The 22,266-nt window shown below is 57.4% G+C and carries 18 protein-coding genes and 1 pseudogene; 16 read left to right on the plus strand and 3 right to left on the minus strand.

What is annotated here, in order from left to right; translation table 11 throughout:
* Positions 1-151: 151 nt before the first annotated feature.
* The 8 genes from OKC43_RS01665 to OKC43_RS01700 all read left to right on the plus strand — a co-directional run bounded on the left by OKC43_RS01665 (position 152) and on the right by OKC43_RS01700 (position 9,729).
* A complete protein-coding gene (locus OKC43_RS01665) occupies positions 152-1,090 on the plus strand; it encodes a DUF2157 domain-containing protein (RefSeq protein ID WP_270803752.1) in 939 nt (312 codons plus the stop codon).
* The gene (locus OKC43_RS01670; RefSeq protein WP_100646147.1) at positions 1,083-2,087 is read left to right on the plus strand and encodes a DUF4401 domain-containing protein; all 1,005 of its coding nucleotides are present in this window, start codon (positions 1,083-1,085) and stop codon (positions 2,085-2,087) included. Before OKC43_RS01665 ends, OKC43_RS01670 begins: the two co-directional genes overlap by 8 nt.
* Positions 2,084-2,602 (plus strand): GDYXXLXY domain-containing protein, encoded by a 519-nt coding sequence (locus OKC43_RS01675; protein ID WP_270803753.1) that lies wholly within the window; start codon positions 2,084-2,086, stop codon positions 2,600-2,602. The genes OKC43_RS01670 and OKC43_RS01675 overlap by 4 nt, the downstream gene beginning before the upstream one ends.
* Positions 2,603-2,673: 71 nt before the next feature.
* The gene (locus OKC43_RS01680) at positions 2,674-3,420 is read left to right on the plus strand and encodes a substrate-binding periplasmic protein (protein ID WP_236321850.1); all 747 of its coding nucleotides are present in this window, start codon (positions 2,674-2,676) and stop codon (positions 3,418-3,420) included.
* Between the two features lie 130 nt (positions 3,421-3,550).
* Complete coding sequence (locus OKC43_RS01685) at positions 3,551-4,297, plus strand: substrate-binding periplasmic protein (RefSeq protein ID WP_270803754.1); 747 nt, start codon at positions 3,551-3,553, stop codon at positions 4,295-4,297.
* A gap of 139 nt (positions 4,298-4,436) precedes the next feature.
* The gene (locus OKC43_RS01690; RefSeq protein WP_042056222.1) at positions 4,437-5,192 is read left to right on the plus strand and encodes a substrate-binding periplasmic protein; all 756 of its coding nucleotides are present in this window, start codon (positions 4,437-4,439) and stop codon (positions 5,190-5,192) included.
* Between the two features lie 827 nt (positions 5,193-6,019).
* The gene (locus OKC43_RS01695; RefSeq protein ID WP_270803755.1) at positions 6,020-6,688 is read left to right on the plus strand and encodes a hypothetical protein; all 669 of its coding nucleotides are present in this window, start codon (positions 6,020-6,022) and stop codon (positions 6,686-6,688) included.
* A gap of 344 nt (positions 6,689-7,032) precedes the next feature.
* Positions 7,033-9,729, plus strand: a complete 2,697-nt coding sequence (locus OKC43_RS01700; RefSeq protein ID WP_270803756.1) for an ATP-dependent DNA helicase — start codon at positions 7,033-7,035, stop codon at positions 9,727-9,729.
* A gap of 454 nt (positions 9,730-10,183) precedes the next feature.
* Here the strand turns inward: OKC43_RS01700 and cysS are convergent, their stop codons facing one another.
* Positions 10,184-11,560, minus strand: coding sequence for a cysteine--tRNA ligase (gene cysS, locus OKC43_RS01705; RefSeq protein ID WP_041208491.1), 1,377 nt, complete (start codon positions 11,558-11,560; stop codon positions 10,184-10,186).
* A 212-nt stretch (positions 11,561-11,772) separates the two neighbouring features.
* Between cysS and OKC43_RS01710 the strand changes: the two genes are divergently transcribed.
* The 6 genes and pseudogenes from OKC43_RS01710 to OKC43_RS01735 all read left to right on the plus strand — a co-directional run bounded on the left by OKC43_RS01710 (position 11,773) and on the right by OKC43_RS01735 (position 18,472).
* Positions 11,773-12,270 carry a peptidylprolyl isomerase gene (locus OKC43_RS01710; protein ID WP_005337417.1) on the plus strand — a complete coding sequence of 166 codons (498 nt, stop codon included), beginning with the start codon at positions 11,773-11,775 and terminating at the stop codon, positions 12,268-12,270.
* Positions 12,260-13,058 (plus strand): annotated as a pseudogene (locus tag OKC43_RS01715) (DUF4269 domain-containing protein). Before OKC43_RS01710 ends, OKC43_RS01715 begins: the two are co-directional and overlap by 11 nt.
* A complete protein-coding gene (gene lpxH, locus OKC43_RS01720) occupies positions 13,055-13,810 on the plus strand; it encodes a UDP-2,3-diacylglucosamine diphosphatase (RefSeq protein WP_270803983.1) in 756 nt (251 codons plus the stop codon). Before OKC43_RS01715 ends, lpxH begins: the two are co-directional and overlap by 4 nt.
* Positions 13,811-14,108: 298 nt before the next feature.
* A complete protein-coding gene (locus tag OKC43_RS01725; RefSeq protein ID WP_270803757.1) occupies positions 14,109-17,543 on the plus strand; it encodes an ImpA family metalloprotease in 3,435 nt (1,144 codons plus the stop codon).
* A gap of 257 nt (positions 17,544-17,800) precedes the next feature.
* Complete coding sequence (locus OKC43_RS01730; RefSeq protein ID WP_270808796.1) at positions 17,801-17,977, plus strand: DUF3606 domain-containing protein; 177 nt, start codon at positions 17,801-17,803, stop codon at positions 17,975-17,977.
* Positions 17,978-18,223: 246 nt separating this feature from the next.
* Positions 18,224-18,472, plus strand: a complete 249-nt coding sequence (locus OKC43_RS01735) for a GlsB/YeaQ/YmgE family stress response membrane protein (RefSeq protein ID WP_005359720.1) — start codon at positions 18,224-18,226, stop codon at positions 18,470-18,472.
* A 65-nt stretch (positions 18,473-18,537) separates the two neighbouring features.
* Here the strand turns inward: OKC43_RS01735 and OKC43_RS01740 are convergent, their stop codons facing one another.
* Both OKC43_RS01740 and tctD read right to left on the minus strand, forming a co-directional pair.
* Positions 18,538-19,893, minus strand: coding sequence for a sensor histidine kinase (locus OKC43_RS01740; RefSeq protein WP_270803759.1), 1,356 nt, complete (start codon positions 19,891-19,893; stop codon positions 18,538-18,540).
* 43 nt (positions 19,894-19,936) lie between these two features.
* Positions 19,937-20,611 carry a transcriptional regulator TctD gene (gene tctD / locus OKC43_RS01745; RefSeq protein WP_005350926.1) on the minus strand — a complete coding sequence of 225 codons (675 nt, stop codon included), beginning with the start codon at positions 20,609-20,611 and terminating at the stop codon, positions 19,937-19,939.
* Between the two features lie 222 nt (positions 20,612-20,833).
* On the opposite strand from tctD, the gene OKC43_RS01750 reads away from it, so the two are divergent.
* Together OKC43_RS01750 and OKC43_RS01755 are read left to right on the plus strand one after the other, a co-directional pair.
* Positions 20,834-21,820: a Bug family tripartite tricarboxylate transporter substrate binding protein gene (locus OKC43_RS01750; protein WP_042082378.1), complete on the plus strand. Its 987-nt coding sequence runs from the start codon at positions 20,834-20,836 to the stop codon at positions 21,818-21,820.
* An 11-nt stretch (positions 21,821-21,831) separates the two neighbouring features.
* Complete coding sequence (locus tag OKC43_RS01755) at positions 21,832-22,263, plus strand: tripartite tricarboxylate transporter TctB family protein (protein WP_005350923.1); 432 nt, start codon at positions 21,832-21,834, stop codon at positions 22,261-22,263.
* The last annotated feature ends 3 nt before the right edge of the window (positions 22,264-22,266 follow it).

A 22,266-nucleotide genomic window follows, 5' to 3' on the forward strand; every position in this document is an offset into this window, starting at 1 on the left:
TGACCAAGCCCTCCCCTGTGGAGGGCTTTTTTGTTTACTGCTGTGTCTATTGCGTAACCCGCTGTCGCAACCACCAGCCGCAGAGCCAAGGGGCAGTGCACGGTTGCGGGTGCCTCATGCCATAATGGGGCAAACCTCGCGGAGTCCCCCCATGCACAACGTATCAAGAGAGACGCTTCTCGAATGGGTCAAACAGGGACGGCTGGCGCCAGAGAAGCTGGCGGACGCCCTGACCCTCGCCGATCTTCCCCCCCATCCGGCGCGCTGGCAGTGGCTGTTTGACCGGCTGCTGCTCTGGCTCGGCGCCCTCTGCATCGGGGCTGGCCTCATCTTCTTCGTCGCCTTCAACTGGCAAGAGCTGGGCCGGGTCTCCCGCCTCGCACTGCTGGAGGCACCGCTGCTCGCCATGCTGCTTCTGCTGTGGCACAAACCGCTGGGGGATACCCCCCGTCAGGCGCTGCTGCTCGCTATCGCCCTCAATATCGGCGCCCTGCTGGCGCTGGTGGGTCAGACCTACCAGACCGGCGCCGATCCCTGGCAGCTGTTCGCCACCTGGGCGCTGATGCTGGTGCCGCTGGCGGCATTTGGCCAAAGCCCGCTGCTCTGGACCTTAAGCTGGCTGCTCGGCCAGCTGGCGCTAGTGCTCTACTGGCGGCTCGGTTTGTTCACGTTCTTCTTTACCTTCGATGAAGAGGGATTGGGCTGGTGCCTTACCCTGCTCAACGCCGCCCTCTGGGGTCTGCTTCTGCTGGCACCAAACCGCTGGCGCCTGATGCCAAGCTGGCTGGCGGGTCTGGCCGCAGGTCTGGGGACCACCCTGCTCACCCTGCTGGCGCTCTTCGATGCTGCCTCCCCGCTGGTGTGGCCGCTCTGGCTTGGCTGGCTCGCTGCGGCCTATGCCCTTTGGCACCACAGATTTATCGCCGGACTCGCCATGGGGTGCCTCAGTCTGATTGCCGTCATCCTCGCGGCGCTGGGCAAGTGGATGGAGCCCGATATCAACGGTTTCTTGCTGCTGAGCCTGATCGCCATCGGCCTTTCGGTCACCGCCGCCCGCTGGCTGCAACAACAACGGAGGTCTCATGAGTGATCTGACCCTTTGGCAAGCACTGCAACAGGCCAATCTGGTGGAGGGGGAGATGCCCCGCAACAACCAGCCCCACTGGTCGAGCCGCTTTCTGCTGGGGCTGGTGGGCTGGATTGCCGCCCTGTTCCTGCTCTTTTTCCTGTTTCTCACCTTCGAGCAGCTGACCCGCGAGGCCAACAGCGCCCTGCTGCTGGGGGCCGTGCTGCTGGCGGGGGCCTACGCCCTCAATCGCAGCCAAAGCGGCGATCTCTGGGATCAGTTCGTGCTGGCCCTCACTCTGGCGGCCGATGCCTGGCTGCTCTATGGCCTGCTCGATCAGCTGGATCTCCATCACGCCCTGCTCTGGTTCGGTCTGTGCCTGCTCTCCCTTGCCATCGCCGTGCTGTTCGATCACTGGCTGGTGCGGCTGTTTCACAGCGTGGCGGCGGCCCTGCTGCTCACCCTTGGCCTCGCTTGCCTCGGGCTGCAACTGCTGGCGCTGCCGCTAGTGATGGCGGCCATCACCTTCTGCTGGCTGCGGGCAGATAGGGATCCAGAGCGTCACCAGCTCTACCACTCCATCACGCTGGGGCTCGCCCTCTCCCTGCTGGTGCTGGGCCGTCTGCACCACCCGCTTTGGGATGGTGGCAGCAGCGTGCTGGACGAGCTGGGGCTGTCTCGCCTGCCGCTCTGGCTCAATCCCCTGCTCTGCGCCGCCCTGCTGCTGGCGGTGATGGTGAAGCTGAGGCTCCCCCTGCTGTTTGGCCTGCCGCTGGTGCTGATCAGTGCCATCATCCCCGGCATGGGGGCAGGCGCACTGGTGCTGATCCTCGGCTTCTATGCCGGCAGTCTGGGGCTGATGACCCTCTCGGCCCTGCTGCTGCTCGGCTATGGCTCGCTCTATTACTACGATCTGGGGCTCACCCTGATGACCAAATCCTGGCTGCTGCTGGGCTCCGGCATCCTGCTGCTGGGGGCCCGCCAGCTGCTCACCACCTTCGCGGCAAGGAGCGACTCATGAAACCCGTCACCCGACAACTCGCCCTGTTGCTGAGCGGCCTCGCCATCCTGGCGGGCATCAATGCCACCGTCTGGCGCTATGAGCACGCCATGAGCAGCGGCGAAGTGGTGCTGCTGCGGCTCGCTCCGGTCGATCCCCGCTCCCTGATGCAGGGGGATTACATGCGGCTCAACTATGAAATTGCCCGCGAGCTGACCAGCCGCGACACCCGTACGACTCAAAACAAGGGCAGCGATACCCTGGTGATCCGCCTCGATGCCCATCAGGTGGCCAGTCTGGTGATCGATGGCAAACCGGATCGACTCGCCAGCGATGAGCGGCTATTGCAGGTGCACCAGAGTGAGCGGCAGTGGCAGATCGGCCCCGATGCCTACTTCTTTGAAGAGGGCACGGGGGAGCAGTACGAAGCGGCCCGCTACGGCGAGTTCCGGCTGCAAGCGGATGGCAAGACCCTGCTGGTGGGGCTGCGGGATGAGGCCTACCAGCCCATCGGGCAGATCCGCGCCCGCTGGTAGCGGCAGTGAGTGGCTATTTACTCTGTTCATGGTCACACTCAAGGGAAGGTTGATCGCTAAGGATGTTCCCAATGAGGATATGGCTGATCTGTCATCTGTTGCTGCTCTGCTGGGCCTCGACGGCCCGGGCTGATCTGGGCAAGCTCGAGTACCTCACCGAAGAGTACCCCCCCTACAACTTCAGCGATCCGCAAGGCCAGCCCACCGGCCTTGCGGTCGATCTGCTGCAGATGGTCTGGCAACACAGCGGCGTGACACCCCAGCCGGTGCGCATCCTGCCCTGGGCGCGAGGTTATTACTTGCTAACCCAGAAGCCCAACGTGGTGCTCTTCTCCACCGCCCGCACCCAGGCGCGGGAGGATCTCTTCAAGTGGGTCTGCCCCATCGGCTACTCGGAGTACATACTGCTCGGCCGCAAAGCGCAAAACATCACCCTGACCGCTTTCGAACAGATGAGCCAGTACAAGATCAGCGCGGTGCGCTCGGATGCCGCCGAGCAGCTGCTGCTCAACAACGGCATGGATGACAACAACATCATCCCGGCCAACCGCCTGTCGCAGGGGTTGAAGATGCTGCTCTCCGGCCGCGCCGACCTGCTCGCCACCAGCAAGCTGGCGGGATATGACGCCATCCGCGAACTGAAGCTGAGCAGCGACGACTTCAACGTGGCCATGGTGCTGAGCGCCGAGCAGCTCTGCTACGCCTTCAGCCGTCAGGTGCCCGACAGCGAGATCACCCTCTTTCAGCAGGGCCTGACCCGCGCCCTCGCCTCGGAAGAGTTTCGCAAATTGCAGGCCAAATACCTGCCGGTGCGCTGAGCACTCACTCACCCGATGGGCAGCGGTTCGCTGCCCATTTTATTGATGAAAGATGCAATAGAGGTGGCTAGCTATTCCCGCCGCAAGCAGTCAAACTGGGCTACATAGTTGATTGCGAAGGATCTTTCCCGTGCGGACATGGCACCTACCTCATCTGCTACTGCTCTTGTGGGCCACCTTCGCGCAGGCCGATCCGGGCAAGCTCGAGTATCTGAGCGAAATATCTCCCCCGTTTAATTTCAGCGACCAGCAAGGGATGCCGACCGGATTGTCGGTGGAGCTGATGCAGCTTATCTGGAAAGCGCGCGGCGTGTCGCCCCAGCCCATCCGCATTATGCCCTGGGCCCGGGGCTACAACCTGCTGCAACAAAAACCCAATGTGGTGCTGTTTGCCACCGCCCGCACCCCGCAGCGGGAAGCACTCTTCAAGTGGGCCTGCCCCATCGATCACTCGGAATTTGTGCTGCTGGGGCGCAAGGCGGACAACATAACTCTCGGCTCGGAGGCCGAGATCAGCCGCTACAAGGTCGGCGTGGTGCGCTCCACCGTCTCCAAACAGCTGCTGCTCGAACGCGGTATCGATGAGCGCCAGCTGATGCTGGCCAACCGCCTCACCCAGGCGGCCAAAATGCTCACCTCAGGTCGCGCCGATCTGTTTGCGACCAACAAGCTGGCGGGCTATCAAACCCTGCAACAACTGGGCTTCAAGCCGGATGACTTTCATGTCGCCTTTGTGCTGGATGCCAGACCGCTCTGCTACGCCTTCAGCCGTCAGGTGCCCGACAGCGAGGTCGCCCTCTTTCAGCAGGCGCTGACCCAGGTCGTCGCCTCGGCGGATTTCTCGGCCCTGCAAGTCAAATACCTGCCGCTGCGCTAACGCCCCGATCGCCGCCGACATAGGGCGCAAGATGGCGGCCGCCCCTCACGCATTTTTGCCAAACATGCTCCCTCGCCTTGGCGAAATCGGCCAGCTTGGTCACACTTGAGCAGATATTCCCTTGATCAGGATGGCAAAAATGAAACCATGGATTGGATTGGCCGGGGCGCTGCTGGCCACCCTCGCACAGGCGAGTCCTGAGCTTGGCAAACTGCACTACATCACCGAAGAGTACAAACCCTACAACTATGCCGATGCCAGCGGCGCCCCCACCGGCCTCGCGGTCGAACTGCTGCAACTGGTGTGGAAAAAAACCAATACACCGGCGCAGCCCATCACCATCATGCCGTGGGCGCGCGGTTACTACCTGCTGACCCAAAAGCCCAATGCGGTGCTCTTCTCCACCGCCCGCACCCAGGCGCGGGATCCCCTGTTCAAGTGGGCCTGCCCCATCGGGTATGCCGAGATCGTGCTGGTGGGGCTGGCCGATCGCAATATCACCATCACCAAGCTCGACGATGCCAAGGCGTTCAATATCGGCGCGGTGCGGGCCGATGTGGGGGAGCAACTGCTGCTCAACAACGGCTTTGACGAAACCAAACTGATGGCCGCCAACCGGCTGGCACAGGCGCTGAAGATGCTCACCTCAGGCCGGGTCGATCTGGTCTCCACCAACAAGACCACCATGGAGCAGCTGATCGTCGAACAAAAACTCGATCCCGCCCGCTTCAAGGAGCAGTGGGTGCTGAGCTCCGAGCAGTTCTGCTTCGCCTTCAGCCATCCGGTGAGCGACGAGCTGGTCAAGGAGTTCCAGACCGGTTTGACCCAGGTGCTGGCGAGCAGCGAATACCCGCTGCTGCACAGCAAATACTTCCCAACCCCCGCCGCCAAATAGCGGCGCGGCGTCGAACGCCAACAACAAGGGGCCCATTGCGGGCCCCTTCGCTTTTTCCGTTTGCGCTCCCCTCTTTTACCTTTTGCGTCCCCCCTCGCGGCGTCACCCCACCGCCCCGCTACGACCAAACCCCGGCAACCAACAACTAATCACTAATTAATAAAAGTTTGTGCCAGCGCAAAAAATCACTCTTTTCTGATAGTTAGCTCATCAAAACCATAGATAAGACCACTCTGGCTCCGTAATATGGCGACGGGCGTCTGTTGACCCCTTTTCCGAGATCAATGGTCAACGGCGCAATCTGGTAGCGACAGTCAGGGGCGGTAGCCACTTTAGCGGAGACCAGCCGGTCTCCCGCCCCTGCGCCAAGGTAACCGTCCCCTCTCCCCTTGCGGGAGAGGGCTAGGGTGAGGGGTCACTAGCCTGATGGGCATGACTTCGCCATGCAGGACACGAGGACTCCGTCCTCGACGGGGTGTCGCCGCCGCTGCGCGGCTTGGCGAGTGACTTTGGAAAGACCCGCTCTCTTTGGCAAATAACACCAAAAGTCTTCTCCCCCAATTGTTCGCCCTCCTGCGTCGGGTTCCCTCAGTTCACCCGTTTGTCCCATGGCACAGCGGCGCTCGCTCGGCGGCCTGGCAAACGGGCTCACCTCGGCGAACAACAGGGGGCAACACCCGACCCATAGCCCTGAGGAAAATATCAGATACAGGATTCATGCCGATCTGAGATAGAGGTGTAATTCACTTCGTTCATTACACCCTACGATATACACCGATTTCCATTGCATTATTTCCTATCAGACAAGATACATTTTCGAGATTTGTATGAGCGATAACCTAATTGATAATTTGAAATCGTTTAACCGCAAAGAGCGGTTTTACCTAATTGGCCAAATGCTGGGAAACCCAGAATTTCGCATGGATGACAACCAGCTTGATAAGATATCAAACCTAATCGGTCTCACCATCCCCAGAAAATACTTTGCTGCAATGGATTACCACCTTGACTGGATTTATGCCAGCTTGTTCCTAACCCAAAATGATGCCAACACAGCCTTCAAACGGAATTCGATAGAAAATGACGGTGTTAAGATAGACTATCAAATATCAGGTACTCAAGAGGATGTCGACTTTCTTCTTGCCTTTGTTGATCACGAAAACACAACCCATATTGTGATGATTGAGGCTAAAGGCGACAGCTATTTTACCAACGCTCAGTTAAACAGTAAAAACAAACGATTCAAGGCTATTTTCGGCGATGAAGATACTTGGCCAAATGTAAAGCCTCACTTTTTACTTTGCAGCCCAAAAGAGCCACAGAACGTAACCATTGAAGATCCAGTCTATTTTATGCTTACCAAAGATAAAAATCCTATTTGGTTCCCGCTTTTAATGGGCACAGGAAAAAATAAAGTGACTCGATGTATGGATGACGATAAAAATAACAAACCATCTAGTGAAGGTGACTATTGGAAAGTTGAAAACCGTACTTAGAAATAGCGGGGCAATGTACTTCGTGTACTGCTCCGGTCCAAGTGTTATCGGGATAACAATTGGGGAACCCTTATCTCAGAACCAACCCCTCGCCCACCCCGTGGCGAGCTCAGATTGTCGCTCCGATACAACAGGTGTCATCGACATGGTTGCATAGGTGGAAAAATCATGGTGATTACAACGGCAAACGGCACATATCCCTATAGGAAAATAGCTTTATCTTGGATACCCAAAAGTGCCTATTTCACCGCAATAAAACCTTTTTCTATAACGCCATATTGCGCTTTGTTAATCGCACTTGTGAGCTAAAGCAATGAATAACAGTACACACTTTGGGGAATATTATGACGACGGTCCGAAATCAAATAACCAGTGCTGACAATGTTATATGCAACAATATTGACTTACTATCAAAGCAGAGAGGGCTTCTATCTCAAAATATTCTTTCTCAACTGCGTAATTTAGTTGAAGGTGTTGCAGTAAGATTACAGAGTGGTTCATCAGAAAGTACTTTCAACTACGACTGTGTCGGACCATCCATTGAGTATGTAAAGTCAAGCGGGAAATTAAATTTTATAGGGAAGTTTCACAAACTGATCCAGAAGAGTGCTTCTCACTATACATTAGATGGCGATAACTCAGAGAGGTTAATGCTAAAGTACTATGAGTATCTTCATAGAATAAGAAGTTTGGTTGAGAAAGAAACTGATTTAAAAATATTAAGCAATTTAGAAAAATTCCCTATAGATATTGATCCTGCACTATTTGAATATCATCAAAAAATTGTAGAAGTGATAGATAAATGGAAATCAAGAAAAGACAACAACGCTCATTCAGAAAGATACTATATTCATAAAGTGTGTCCTTTCTTCTGTAATGGTAGGGTTTTTTATGAAGTTACATTTTTCCGTGCAACAAATCTAGCAAACAAATTTGATAGAGTTATTGCATTTACCGACATTGATATATCGAATGATCATGCGGCCATGCTCAAGTTACAACACGACTCTATAGAGGTTATTGGATATAATATGCCAATAACAGTTATAAGAAGCTGGGAAGTATCTATTAGGCCTTGTGAGCTTGATAATTTCGCCAAGCTTTTTAGTGTAAAATTAAAGGCTAGAACAAGTTCTGATGAATATAAATTTTTAATGCAGTATTTAACGGAACGATCAGAAAGTTTGTTGGATGTTGTAACCCTTAACGATGACAAATATATTACATTTAGAGCATTATCTACGCAAAGTGGCTCTAACACACAAATTTTTGATGTTTTGGATAAAGCTCGAGCCATAATAAAAAACTCCTATTCTGGACATAATGTAATCCGCTACCTCATGCTCCATATGAACAATCAGATTATAAAATCTCAATATCAACGAGATACATGCAGTTTATTATCAGGCCTAAAAATAAAGTTTGGATGCATTCCTTTTGACAGCATGCCATTTTGTACTTCTTTACCTGGACACAATCCACGGTATTGGGATCTTCTCAACTGTATTGAGTCAGAGAGTAGACAAAATGAACTATTAGCTAGAAAAGTAAAAAATAATATCGAAGTCAATGGAATATTATATACACCTGAAAGTGAACTAGCTGGATTTGGTAACGTACAACATTTAATTAATCAATATAACTCTAAGCTCTACTATAAGCATCAAGGCCGTAAGATTTTCATTGACAGGGGGCATATATCCATAAGTGAATATGAAAATGAGATTGTTTCCATTATTGAGATGCTTCAAAGCAAAGCATCATCTGGTATTTCAGGGTATGCAGCGTCTGTAGAGCAGTGGCTAAGCGAAAGTCAATATAGAATAGATGACCATATAAAATCAGAAGCTCTTCAAAGACTCTTTGAAAAGTCTCGTATCGCTCTCATTTATGGTGCAGCTGGTACTGGAAAATCAACGATGCTAGATCATATAGCTCGTTATTTTAACGACAAAGAAAAATTATTCTTAGCACATACCAATCCAGCAATAGACAACCTTCAAAGGAAGATAGCAGCCAGAAATTCAGAGTTTCGGACAATTCGAAGTCATGCATCTAAGAGCCAAATTAATAAAAGTTATGACTTACTGATAATTGATGAATGTAGTACTGTTAGCAACACTGATCTTTTAACTGTTCTTGATAAAACCTCATTTAAATTACTAGTATTGGTAGGAGATATTTACCAAATTGAATCTATCCAGTTTGGCAATTGGTTTGAACTAATACGGCATTTCATAAATAAAAACTCTGTATTTGAATTAACCACTCCTTACAGAACTAACAACAAAGAGCTATTAGCATTTTGGACAAAAGTAAGACAAAATGAAGATGATATTGCAGAGATCATTGCTAAGAATGGATATTCAACCCTGTTAAATAATTCACTTTTTGATAGTCACTCTGATGATGAAATCATATTGTGTTTGAATTATGACGGTCTGTATGGAATCAATAACATTAATCGTTTCCTACAAAGCAGGAACAATAATGAAAGCTTTTCTTGGCGAGAGTTAACTTATAAAGTCGGAGATCCTGTTTTATTTTCAAATGCCGAACTTTTTCGCCCCGTCATTTATAATAATCTAAAAGGTTGGATTGTAGATATCGTTCAGCAACCTGGCTGGATTAGATTTGATGTAAAACTTGACCGCCCACTAAGTGAGTTTGATGTTGACATTGATGGATTAACATGGATTAGAGAGTCAACCATTCAATTCACAGTTTATGATTTCCCTAATGTTAGTGATGATGATGATGACTCATTAAATACTGTTATTCCATTTCAGGTAGCCTACGCTAGCTCAATTCATAAGGCGCAAGGCCTTGAGTATAACTCGGTGAAAATAGTAATAACTGACGCTAATGAAGATGATATAAGTCATAGTATTTTTTATACGGCAATTACGAGAGCTAGAGAAAAACTTAAAATTTTCTGGACACCAGAAACACAGCAAAAAATACTAAGTAGACTAAATCACAAGACTAATAAAAAGGATGTTCATTTGCTAAAAACCCGTAGAGGGCTTAAACCGTGTTAACGACTTCAATAACTCACTAAGGTGTTAGTGTCTCCCTCAGCAAATCGGCTGCTCGAGTTCAACAGGTCTGTGAAAAATTAAGCACCGGTACAGAAATATGCCCAGTGCAGTACACCATTCAACTAGTTGGGAGAAGACCTTTGGTGACTTTTGGTCTTTCAAAAGTCACTCGCCAAGCCGCGTAGCGGCTGCGAAACCTCTTCGAGGGCAGCGCCCTCGCGTCCTGCATGGCGAAGCCATGCCATTAAGGCGTTGGAGGGCATTCAGCTGAGGAATGACGTTAGCCCCCCCTCACCCTAGCCCTCTCCCACAAGGGGAGAGGGGATCAGGACTCAGGCCGCCGAGGCTTGAGCGGTGGCGAGGGAAAATGCCCAAACAAAAACCGCAGCCCAAGGGCTGCGGTTTTTTATTGGCTCAACCTGTTGGCACCAGACGCCAACAAGGCCCACCGACCTTAGGCACGGCGCCAGCTGGTCTTGCCGGCGCTGTCTTCCAGCACGATACCCATCTCGGTGAGACGGTTGCGGGCGGCATCGGCAGCAGCCCAGTTCTTGTCGGCACGGGCCTGATTGCGCTCGGCGATCAGGCGCTCGATCTCGGCAACCTCTTCATCCGCTTCGTCACCCTTGAGGAAAGCCTCGGGGTCTTGCTGCAGGATGCCGAGCACGGCGCCCAGCTCGCGCAGACGGGCGCCCAGCGCGGCGGCAACGGCCATGTCTTCGCCCTTCTGACGGTTGATCTCGCGCACCAGATCGAACAGGGCGGAGTAGGCTTCCGGGGTGTTGAAGTCGTCGTCCATCGCTTCCTTGAAGCGCGCCACCTGCTCGTCACCACCGGCAGCAGCGGCGACCGGCAGATCGCGCAGGGCGGTGTACATGCGCTCCAGCGCGGCGCGGGCTTGCTTGAGGTTATCTTCCGAGTAGTTGAGCTGGCTGCGGTAGTGGCCAGACATCAGGAAGTAACGGACGGTTTCGGCGTCGTAGTGGGCCAGCACGTCACGGATGGTGAAGAAGTTGCCAAGGGATTTGGACATCTTCTCTTTATCCACCATCACCATGCCGCTGTGCATCCAGGTGTTGACGTAGTCGCCACCGTGGGCGCAGCAGGACTGGGCGATCTCGTTCTCGTGGTGCGGGAACTGCAGATCGGAGCCGCCGCCGTGGATGTCGAAGTGGTTGCCAAGGTGCTTGGAGTTCATGGCGGAGCACTCGATATGCCAGCCAGGACGGCCCGGGCCCCAGGGGCTTTCCCAGGTCGGTTCGCCGGGCTTCGACATCTTCCACAGCACGAAGTCGAGCGGGTTGCGCTTGGCATCGACCACGTCAACGCGGGCACCGGCTTGCAGCTGTTCCAGATCCTGGCCGGAGAGTTTGCCGTAGTCGGCGTAGGATTCGACGATAAACATCACGTCACCGTTATCCGCCACGTAGGCGTGCTCTTTTTCCAGCAGGGATTGCACCAGCTCGATGATCTCTTCGATGTGCTGGGTGGCGCGCGGTTCGATATCAGGGCGCACCATGCCGAGGGCGTCGAAGTCGGCGTGCATGTCGCCAATCAGACGCTCGGTCAGCTCGTCGCAGGTCACTTGGGTCTCGGCGGCGCGCTTGATGATCTTGTCATCCACGTCGGTGATGTTGCGCACGTAGGTGAGGTCATAACCGGCGTAACGCAGGTAGCGAGCCACCACATCAAAGGCGACGAAGGTGCGGCCGTGGCCGATATGACAGTGATCGTAGATGGTGACACCACACACATACATGCCCACCTTGCCCGGGTGGATAGGTTTGAATTCTTCTTTTTGACGAGTGAGTGTGTTGTATATCTTCAGCATCTTCTAACCACTGCCTGTGAGTAAAATGGTTGGTCATAATACCCCGTTCAGGGGCAGAAAACGAGGCAGAAAACGTGGCCAATCCCGCCTGCCAGCACGGTTACGGCGCCTGAGAGACTATGCCGCCAGCCCCTGATGGGCTAGAATTGCCACCACTTTATGCCATACACCTGCGGGCACTTCGTCGTCCGCATCAAATGAAAGGACATATCATGGTCACTCTGCACACCAATCACGGCGACATCACCCTCACCCTGAACGCTGAAAAAGCCCCGGAAACCGTGGCCAACTTCCTGCAATACTGCCGTGACGGTCACTACGACAACACCATTTTCCACCGCGTTATCGACGGCTTCATGATCCAGGGCGGCGGCTATGCCCCGGGCTTTGAAGAGAAAGACACCCGCGCTCCCATCAAGAACGAAGCGGCCAACGGCCTGTCCAACAAGATCGGCACCATCGCCATGGCCCGCACCATGGAGCCGCACTCTGCCAGCGCCCAGTTCTTCATCAACGTGAACAACAACGACTTCCTCGACTTCAAATCCGCCACCACTCAGGGCTTCGGCTACTGCGTATTCGGTGAAGTGACCGCCGGTATGGACGTGGTCAACAAGATCAAGGGCGTCAAGACCGGTAACTACGGCCGCATCCACCAGGACGTGCCGGTAGAAGACGTGGTGATCACCAAGGTGACCCTTGCTGACTGATCTCTGCCGACTCGGCACTGACAAAACTGCGGCCCCGGCCGCAGTTTTTCCATCTGCCTCCCCCACAGCCAGTCCGAACTGGCGCCGCCTCGACTATCTGGCCCACGGTAACCCGCGCCAGCGCTCGGCCCATGCCCTGCTCACCGCCGGTGTGTGGGATGATCTGGCCGCGCAGTGCGCCGATATGGCGCTGGTGAGCACGCTGGCCATCGGGCTGGATCGGCCGGGCAGCGATCTCGATATCCTCTGCCAGCATGCTAATCCGGCGGCATTTGCCGCTACTTTTGCAGCTCAAGGCTGGCAGGCGAGCCCCAAGGGCGACAATGTCTGGCTGCTGGAGCGCACCTTTTCCTGCCTCGACCAGCACTGTGCTGTTAGCGGTTGCGTTGAGAGCGATTCCCGCTGGCCGCTGGAACTCTATGTCACCCCCGCCCCCATCGAGACGCTGAACGGCTGGCGCCACCTCACCCTGATGGCCGCGTTGCTCGAGCGGTTTGGTGATGCCTTCTACCGCGAAGTGCTGCGCCTGCGCCTTGAAGAGGGACTAAAAGGGGAAGCGGCCATGTGCCGGTTGCTGGGGTTGGCTGGCGATCCTTATGAAGCGCTGCTGACGCTGGAGGGACGCAATCTGGCCGAGCTGTCATGGCAGCCGCCATCCCGTGACGATATCCATACCTCAACTGGCGCGATGGCGCCCGCAGCGCACGATTCGTCCCCAGTTGTTTCTACTATCTCTGCCCCCCCCCGTTTGCCCTGTTTCGACCGAGAGCCCGACCCCCACATCATGAGCACCCTCTTTATTAGTGACATTCACCTCTCTGCCCAGCGGCCCGATATGACCGCGGCACTGGTGCGCTTTCTCGAGCACGACGCCCCCGGCGCCGATGCCCTCTATGTGCTGGGGGATCTCTTCGAATTCTGGATTGGCGACGATGACCCCAATCCGCTCCATCAACAGATGGCCGATGCCTTCTTGGCCCTGAGCCAGCAGAACGTGCCCATCTACTTTATCCACGGCAACCGTGACTTTCTGCTGGGGCAGCAGTTCGCCAAGCGCGCGGGGATGACATTGCTGGGAGATCCTTGCGTCATCGACCTCTATGGGGAGCGGGTAGTGCTGAGCCACGGCGATCTGCTCTGCACCCTGGATGAGGGGTATCAGAAGTTTCGCCGCATCACCCAGCTCAAGTGGCTGCGCTGGCTCTTTTTGCGACTGCCGCTCGCCCGCCGTCAGGCCATCGCTTGCAAGATGCGCGGCCAAAGTCAGATGGAAAATGCCCACAAGAGCCAGATCATCATGGATGTGACGCCCGCGGCGGTGGACGACACCCTGCGCGCCCACGACTGCCAGATGATGATCCACGGCCACACCCACAGACCCGCCATCCACGACTTCACCCTTGATGGCCAGCCCGCCCGCCGCATCGTGCTGGGAGACTGGTTCGAGCAAGGCTCGGTGCTGATCTGCCGCCCCGGCGAGCAGCGGCTGGAAATGCGGGCGCTGGCAACGATCGACCCCGCCGCTCAGCCATCCGTCTGACATCCCCCCTGTGCGGGTTGCAGGTAAAACCTGCGGCCCGGCGCCCCCCTGTAAACCCGGTGAACCGACGTATCACGATGAGCTCAGGCTGGTATAGCCTGTGCCGATGGGGTGCTCGCCCCATCCCTATCGGTTCTGCTGCGCCAGCAACACCAAATACGGCAAGAGCCGGCCCAAAAAACATCCAAGATGCTGAAAATAAAGCAAAATGACCATTCAATCAGCGTTGAAATAAGCAAGGCAGCTCATTAGACTACCGACTCCCCTACCCGTCGTAACACAAGGAACGTATCAAACAATGAAAAAGACGGTTCTCACCCCCTTACTGGCGCTGTTGATCACAGGCTGTGGCGGCGGTGATGGCGAACAGGAAGAGACCCCTATCCGTCCCCCTGTCACCCCCAACTATTTCGAGGCATCCAGCCAGAGCAGCGCGGGCGGACAGTTGAACCCCACCAGCCTGCGGTTGGCGGCGGGTGAACATGGGCGCTTCTCGGTACAGGCTGACAGCGGTTACCTCCTGACCGAGATAAGCGGATGTGATGGCACCCTGGACGGCCTCACCTATACCACTGGCCCCATGAGCAGCGATTGCCAAATCTCGGCCAGCTTCACTCAGGAGAGTGCCGCCGTCTATTTCAACGCCACCACCCAAGCTTCTCAGGGGGGCGCACTCAGCCCCGACGCCCTGCGTCTGAACGCCGGTGAACAGGGCCGTTTCACCGTGCAGCCCGAGAGTGGCTTCGTGCTGGCGCAGATCGCTGGGTGTGAGGGCACCCTGACGGGTAATACCTACACCACAGCACCCATGCGCGCCGATTGTCAGATCTCGGCCCGCTTTATCAGCGATGCCGCCAATGCGATTGCCCGGGAAGATCATACCCTTGCCAGCGAGCAATCCCTGATCGCCCATGCCCGTGCGGCGATTGCCGACAGTGAGACGCACCGCACTGAGCTGGTTCGCAGCCTCTATCACGGAATGGCACAGATCAGCTGGAACCCGAGCCACGACTCCATCACCTTTTCCAGCTTCCAACCGGAGAGCACGGTGACCCTGCTCCCCTCCAACATCAATGGCAAGGGGGAGAGCGAGATCCGGGGGCTGGTGATGGTCTCAGAGCAAGCCGATTACCGTCAGGCCGCCATGGGGGCGAACCTGTTTTCCGTTGACCGCACAGCGCAGAGCGAGGCGCTGCTCAAGGGCCTAATTGGCTGGCTGACCCGGGGCAAGGATAGCGATGGCCTGCGCATCATTACCACCCAGATGCCAAGCCGCGCCGATAGCGTCTATTTTCCCCATAACGAAGGCGTGCGTGACTGGCTCAAGGCGATCTATCCCGACAAGCACAACATCAACCCGGCCAATACCTGCGATTATCAGGCGCTGAGCGACTGTATCGACACCATGGCGCCGGAGCTTATCGTGATCAGTGATATCGACCGCCAGGGGCTGGGGTATCAGGGGATCGCACAGGGGATCGCCAAGGCCAAAGCGGCCGGGATCCCGCTGCTGCTCTCCAACTATCGGCGCGATGCCAGCCCGCTGCTAAGCCCCCTCTATCTCAATATGGGGCTGGTCACCTGGGGCAACTACTGGTCAAAACTCAGAGCCAGCGATCTGGCAGTGAACACCATCATGACACCCGACACCCAGCTGATGGCGCTCGATACCCTGCTTGGCAACCTTCAGGATCGCAACTTCACTACCCAGTGGCTCGATAGCTGCGGCGGCAACTTTATCAATTGCGGTGGCTCGGAGAGCTTCAACCAGCAGTTCAAGCTGGGGGCCGACTGGCTGAGAAATGCGGCCATCACCCTCGACAAGGCAGGGATCAGTCCCTTTGCCCGTGACGGCGTGACACTGTTGCCCGCCACCCTGCTGCTGGCCGACAAATACCGTGCCGCCATCGACTACCCGATTGCCTGGGATGAACATCAATCCTGGCAGCAGGCGATGTTTGCCGACTGGCTGGTGAGCTATGCCCGCACCCGTACCCCGGCCCAGCCCGATCTGGGGGAGTACGTCACCGATCGCAACAAGGTGGTGAAGGGACAAGCAGCTCACTACGCCTATCCCGCGACGCTCACCGACAGTCGGCGCATTGCGGTTCCCTACAGCGGGCAGTGGACCACCACCGGCTGGTATGCCCTGCCGGGACAAACCATCACCCTGAGACGCACCGATAACGCCGATGTGTCCGCTACCGTCCGACTCAACTACCACAGGCCCAACACCAATCGAGCCTATGAGCAGAAGATCTATCGAGCACCGCTGGAGCTGACCACCGGACGACTGCTCTTGGCCAAGGGGGGCAGCGTCACCTTCACCTCTCCTTATGGCGGCCCTATCTATCTCTATCTGGAAGGGGGGGCAGCATCGCTGGCCGTCCAGGTAAGCGCCACGGGCGTCACCCGTCATCCGGCCATCATGGATTTCAGTGATGAGCAGCAGATACGCGAGTTCAACGAGCGGCTGGAACAAACCGAGCTGCCCCATATCGATCTGCGGGCCGATGGCGCCGAACAGCATCTGCGCCGGGATCGCTTCACCAAGGCGGTGGGTGGCGTCATCCCCGACACCAATGCCCTGCTCGACAGCATCGCCCGGGATCACATCAATGGCGTCTACACCCTGGCAGGCCTGAAAATTCAGGGCAAGGGGCTCGATGAGTCGCTGCCTGCGGATGTTAAAAACGCCTGCGTGGCACTGCTGGGGGAGGGTTGTCTCGATGAGTCGATTCATACCCGCACCATCATCCAGCATGCCAACTATGACCAGAATGCCCATTGCGGCAGCGGTTGCAGTGGCAACCCGTGGGACTCTTCCGGCAGCATCAGCCCGACCGGCTGGCTCGACAATCACGAGCTGGGCCACAACCTGCAGACCAACCGGTTGAACGTGCAGTACGCAGCGGCAGACGATGCCGACAACTGGAGTGGCTACGGCAGCCGGGCGGGGGAAAACTCCAACAACATCTTCCCTTATGTGGTGAAGTGGCGCGCCCATTATCTGAGAGATGGCAACACGGCGCCCATCAAGGATGGGCACATGAATCACAAGGATCTCTTCTATGTGTTCATGTCTGATGCGGCGCAGGTACGGGACAGGAGTGGCAACCGCGTCGTGCTCGGGGCCAACTGCCAGGTGCTCGATACCGGCGAGAGTCGCTACGAAGCCCCCTGGAAGAGCAATGCCTACGCCGTCCACAACGGCTATCGCATGGCGTTTTATATCCAGATGGCATTACGCGCTCACGGTATGATCCTGACTGATGGCACCCGTCTGAACGATGGCTTCACTATCTTCACCCTGCTCTATCAGCATTCACGGATCTTCGGCGCGGCAGCCGACAGTGAAGCGCAGTGGAATGCCAACAAGGATACGCTCGGCTTTAGCCTGTTCCCCTACTCGGGGCATGCGGTCTATGGCGGCAAACGGGTGCGCGACATACCGGGCAATGACTTTATGCTGGTTGCACTCAGTCGGCTCACCGGTTGGGACTGGCGCAATCACTTCGATCTGCTTGGCCTGCGTTACTCCAGCCTCGCGGTCGCTCAGGTGCAGGCCAACCAGCGTTATGGCAGCCTGCCGATGGGGATGTATGTGCTGGAGGATGACCTGCCCCCTGCCAACATGAGCGAAGGCGTCACATTCCTGCCGCTCTCTGAAAGCGACGGATCCACCCTCTGGCCCCGCAACAGCGGCTCGCCAAGCGCCTGCCCAACACCCTGAATAGGGTCATCGCGATAACCACAACAAGCGCCCGGCTGGGCGCTTGTTGTTTATCCGGCCTCTGGCCCCGTTGTTGATGATGTAAAGAGGGTGGGATAAGTGGCGATTGCTCACAGATCAGCAAAGCAAACCTGCACTCCTCCTTCAGTCCCCGGGTTGTGTGAACTCCGTCACCTTGCCCCTTGCCAATTGAGAGGATGATGGCGCTCAGGCAGAAACATCTTTCTCGCCAGCTATTTCAACAAGTTGAGGTTTGTATGCCTGACAGCAATGCGGTCGCTCACCCGTTAGATGCCAAGAAGATCAATGTCAACGATCCCTATGAGATGAAGCAGTGGATCAAAATGTTTGAGTGCACCGAAGTCCAGCTGAAACGGGCGGTCAAGGCAGTCGGCACCTCAGGCAAGGCGATCAGAAAACACCTCAAGAAGTGAGGGCACAACCCCGTCACAAACCCGGCCCCGCTTGCGGGGCTTTTCTCATTTTGGCCTTTACGTGGGCCATCCCCCGCCTGTTTGGCGGCGCACATAACGCCATTCAACCGCTCATAACCGGACTGTGCAGCCCGACCAGCGCCGGCCGCCGTCCGACAGCTTGTGACCAGCCAGCGCCGTCCGGCCCTTCGCATCCCGGCAACCCTGCCTATAATGCGGGCTCAAACACACAGAGAGGATTAATCCATGGGCTTTATCACCTGGATCGTATTGGGACTGTTGGTGGGTATTCTGGCGAAGTGGATCATGCCGGGTCGCGACGGTGGTGGTTTCTTTATGACTGCCCTGCTGGGGATTGTCGGCGCCATGGTTGGCGGCTATGTGGGTACCCTGCTGGGGCTGGGCTCGGTGACCGGTTTCAATATCCCGAGCATCGCGCTGGCGACCGTGGGTGCCCTTATCGTCCTGTTTGTCTTCAACAAGATCCGCAGCTGACCCCCAACGCCATCTATGTGTAGATAAACAGGGCACCGCGAGGTGCCCTCTCTTTTTTATCGCCCTCACGATGTTGCCAGCGGCAAGATCAACCTCACCAACAAGCCCCCCAGCTGGGTTGCCGGCAGCAACACCACTTCGCCGTGGTGGTAGTGGGCGATATCGCGCACCAGCGCCAGACCCAGCCCCGCTCCCGGCTGTTCACTCCCCTGCTCGAGGCGCTGGAACGGCTGCCAGACTCGCTCCGCCAGCTCGGGGGCGATGCCGGGACCACTATCCTCCACCTCCAGCCAGATCTGCCCGTTGCTGCGCACCACCCGCGCCGTCACAGTACCGTGGGGCGGGGTGTATTTGATGGCGTTGTCTAGCAGGTTGGCGCACAACTCCCCGAGCAGCAGCGGCTCCCCCGCCACCATGATGGCGGACTCCTCCCCCTCGTAACCGAGATCGATCCCCTTGCTGCGGGCCTGCGCCAACCGTGACAGACAGGCCTGCTGCACCAGCGCCGTCAACTCGATGGACTCACGCTGACGCAGCCCGGAGCACTCGTCCGATTTGAGTCGCGCCAGCAGCAGGAGCCGTTCGGTCAGGGCGATGGTGTGATCGAGCCGCACGGCCATGGCATCGAGGCTTTCGCTCATCAGGGCCGGATCGCCACTGCCGCGCGCCACCTCAACTTGGGTTTTCAAAATGGTGAGCGGGGTGCGCAGCTGATGGGCGGCATCGGCGCTAAAGCGCTCCTGCCGGGCCACTAGCTGGCGCAATCGGGTCAGCTGGCGGTTGAACGCCTGCACCAGCGGCCGGGTCTCCTGCCAGGGGAGCAGATCCGGCAAGGGAGCGAGCGTGGCGGCATCGCGGCGCAGGATCTCCCGCGACAGGCGGCGCATCGGGGTGAGCAGCCGCTTGAGCAACAGATAAGCGAGCAGCAAGGTGAGCACCACCAGCGCCCCCTGGGTCAGCAGGGCCGACCAGAGCAGTTGCTCCGCCAGTTGCTGGCGGCCGAGCAGGGTTTCCGCCACCGTGATGCGGGCCATGCCGTTGACGCCCCCCTCACCTACCGGTTGCAGCAGCATCACGGCGCGGATCGGCGCCTCCTGATAAAGCCCGTCATAGAAGTAGGCAAGCGCCGGATAGCGGTCGGTCAGGGGCGTACCGTCCGGCATGGGGGGCAAGTCGTCAAAGCCGGAGATGACCCTATCGTCGATGCCGCGCACCTGATAGAAGAGGCGATCGCGCATGTTGCGCTCGAAGCTGTCGAGCACCACATAGGGCACATCCACCCTGAGGCTGCCTTCGGCTGCCGTCAGCCGCTCGGCAACGGTGCGGGCCGAGGCGAGCAGGGTGCGATCATAGGCCGAGGTGGCCGCCGCCAACGCGCCGTAGTAGCTGTACCAGGCCGAGGCAGCCCAGAGGATCAGCAAGGGGCCCCCCAGAAACAGCAGCAGTTGATGGAGCAGGGAGCGACTAATGGGAAGCCTCCGGCGCCGCTTCCAGCAGATAGCCCAGCCCGCGCAAAGTGGTGATCACCACCCCGCTGCCCACCAGCTTTTTGCGCAGCCGGTGGATATAGAGATCGATACTGTCGAGCCCCACCTCGTCATCGAGGTTGAACACCTGCTCGAACAGCTGCCCCTTGGCGACCGGCCGCCCATGGCGATACATCAGCGCTGTCAGCAGCGCCAGTTCGCGCGGAGTCAGGGCAAGGCGGGCATCGGCCAGCAGAAAATAGCCGTCGGGGTGCAGGGTCAGGCGCCCCAGCCGCAGCTCGGCACCACCGCTTTCGCTGCGCCGCAGCAGGGCTCGCAACCGGGCATCCAGCTCCCCCAGATCGAACGGCTTGGCCAGATAGTCATCGGCTCCGGCATTGAGGCCGCAGATCCGCTCCTCCACCGCGCCGCGGGCGGTGAGCAGCAGCACCGGCACCCCCTGCCCCCGACTTCGCAACCGGCCGAGTACCGCCAGCCCGTCGAGCTTGGGCATCTCGATATCGAGCACCGCCAGCGCGTACTGTTCGTGGCGCAGCAGGTGGTCAGCCTGAGCTCCGTCAGCCACCCAATCCACCGCGAAACCGGCGCTGGTGAGTGCCCGCGACAGCCAATGAGCCAGTTCGTGATTATCTTCTGCCAACAGCAAGCGCATCCCTCTCCCCTTGTTCCTAACCGCAGCATTCAGCCGCAGTGCTTCAACTGCATCCCTTCGTCACTGCTATTGCGGGAGAAGGTGCGATCAAGGTCACACTCCCGGCTCTTGGTCAGCGATTGAAAGGTGAATGAAAGGTTGTTGTTTTAACAATTTCGCATCACTTCGTCTATCGACGGAGTCACACCCAGGAAAAACAACGACAAGATGGAGCACACAACCATGAAGCAACGCACACGTCATGCCCTCGCCCTGCTGACCCTGCTCGGCGCCCTGCCACTGCAGGCGGCCGAAAGTGCCGCGACCCCGAGCCGTACCGAATGCATCGCACCGGCCAAACCGGGCGGTGGTTTCGATCTCACCTGCAAGCTGCTGCAGGTGAGCCTGCAGGAGACCGGCACCATCGACAAGCCGATGCGGGTCACCTACATGCCGGGCGGGGTCGGCGCCGTGGCCTACAACGCCATCGTGGCCCAGCGCCCCGCCGAGGCGGGGACTGTGGTCGCCTTCTCCGGCGGCTCCCTGCTCAACCTCTCACAGGGCAAATTTGGCCGTTACGGGGTGGACGATGTGCGCTGGCTGGCGGCGGTGGGCACCGATTACGGCATGATCGCGGTGCGCCACGATGCCCCCTATCAGAATCTCAAGGAGCTGGTGAGCGCCATGGAGCGCGATCCCAACAGCGTGGTGATCGGCGCGGGTGCCTCCATCGGCAGTCAGGACTGGATGAAGACGGCGCTGCTGGCCAAACAGGCCGGGGTTGACCCGCACAAGATGCGCTACGTCGCCTTTGAAGGGGGTGGCGAGCCGGTCACCGCGCTGCTGGGCAACCATGTGCAGGCGGTCTCCGGCGATCTGAGCGAGATGGTGCCCTATATCGGCGGCGACAAACTGCGGGTGCTGGCGGTGTTCTCTGCCGAGCGGCTGCCCGGCAAGCTGGCCACCATCCCCACCGCCAAGGAGCAGGGTTATGACCTGGTGTGGCCGGTGATCCGCGGCTTCTATGTCGGCCCCAAGGTAAGCGACAGCGAATACCAGTGGTGGAAGCAGACCTTCGATCAGTTGGTGAAGACCGACACCTTCAAGGCGCAGCGGGATCTACGCGGCCTGTTCGAGTTTGACCTCACCGGCGAGGCGCTCGACAGCTACGTCAAGGAGCAGGTGGCGCAATATCGCGAGCAGGCCAAAGCCTTCGGTCTGGCCAAATAGGAGCCGCAGCCATGAGCGATCGCATCTTCGCCGCCATCTGGCTGCTGCTCTGTCTGGCAGGCGCCGCCATCGCCTGGCAGATCCAGAGCGAATACAGTTATGAGCCGCTGGGGCCGCGCCCCTTCCCGCTCGGCATCATCGGCCTGATGGCGCTCTGCGCCCTGTTGCTGCTGCGCCGCCAGCCGGACACCGTCAGCTGGCCGCCGCTGCGTACCCTGCGCCACCTCGCCATCATGGTGGTGGCGCTGGCCGGGTACGGTGCCAGCTTCGAGTGGCTGGGCTTTCCGCTGGCCACCACCCTGCTCACCTTTGTTCTGGGGCGCCTGTTTGGCGCCTCTGCCAAAGCCGCCCTGCTCTCCGGCGTCGTCGGCGGTCTGGTGCTCTATCTCGCCTTCGACCGGCTGCTGGATGTCACCCTGCCCCTCGGCGTCTGGTTCTCTTAAGGA

This window comes from Aeromonas sp. Y289-2, from assembly GCF_027705925.1.
GTDB lineage: Bacteria > Pseudomonadota > Gammaproteobacteria > Enterobacterales > Aeromonadaceae > Aeromonas > Aeromonas veronii.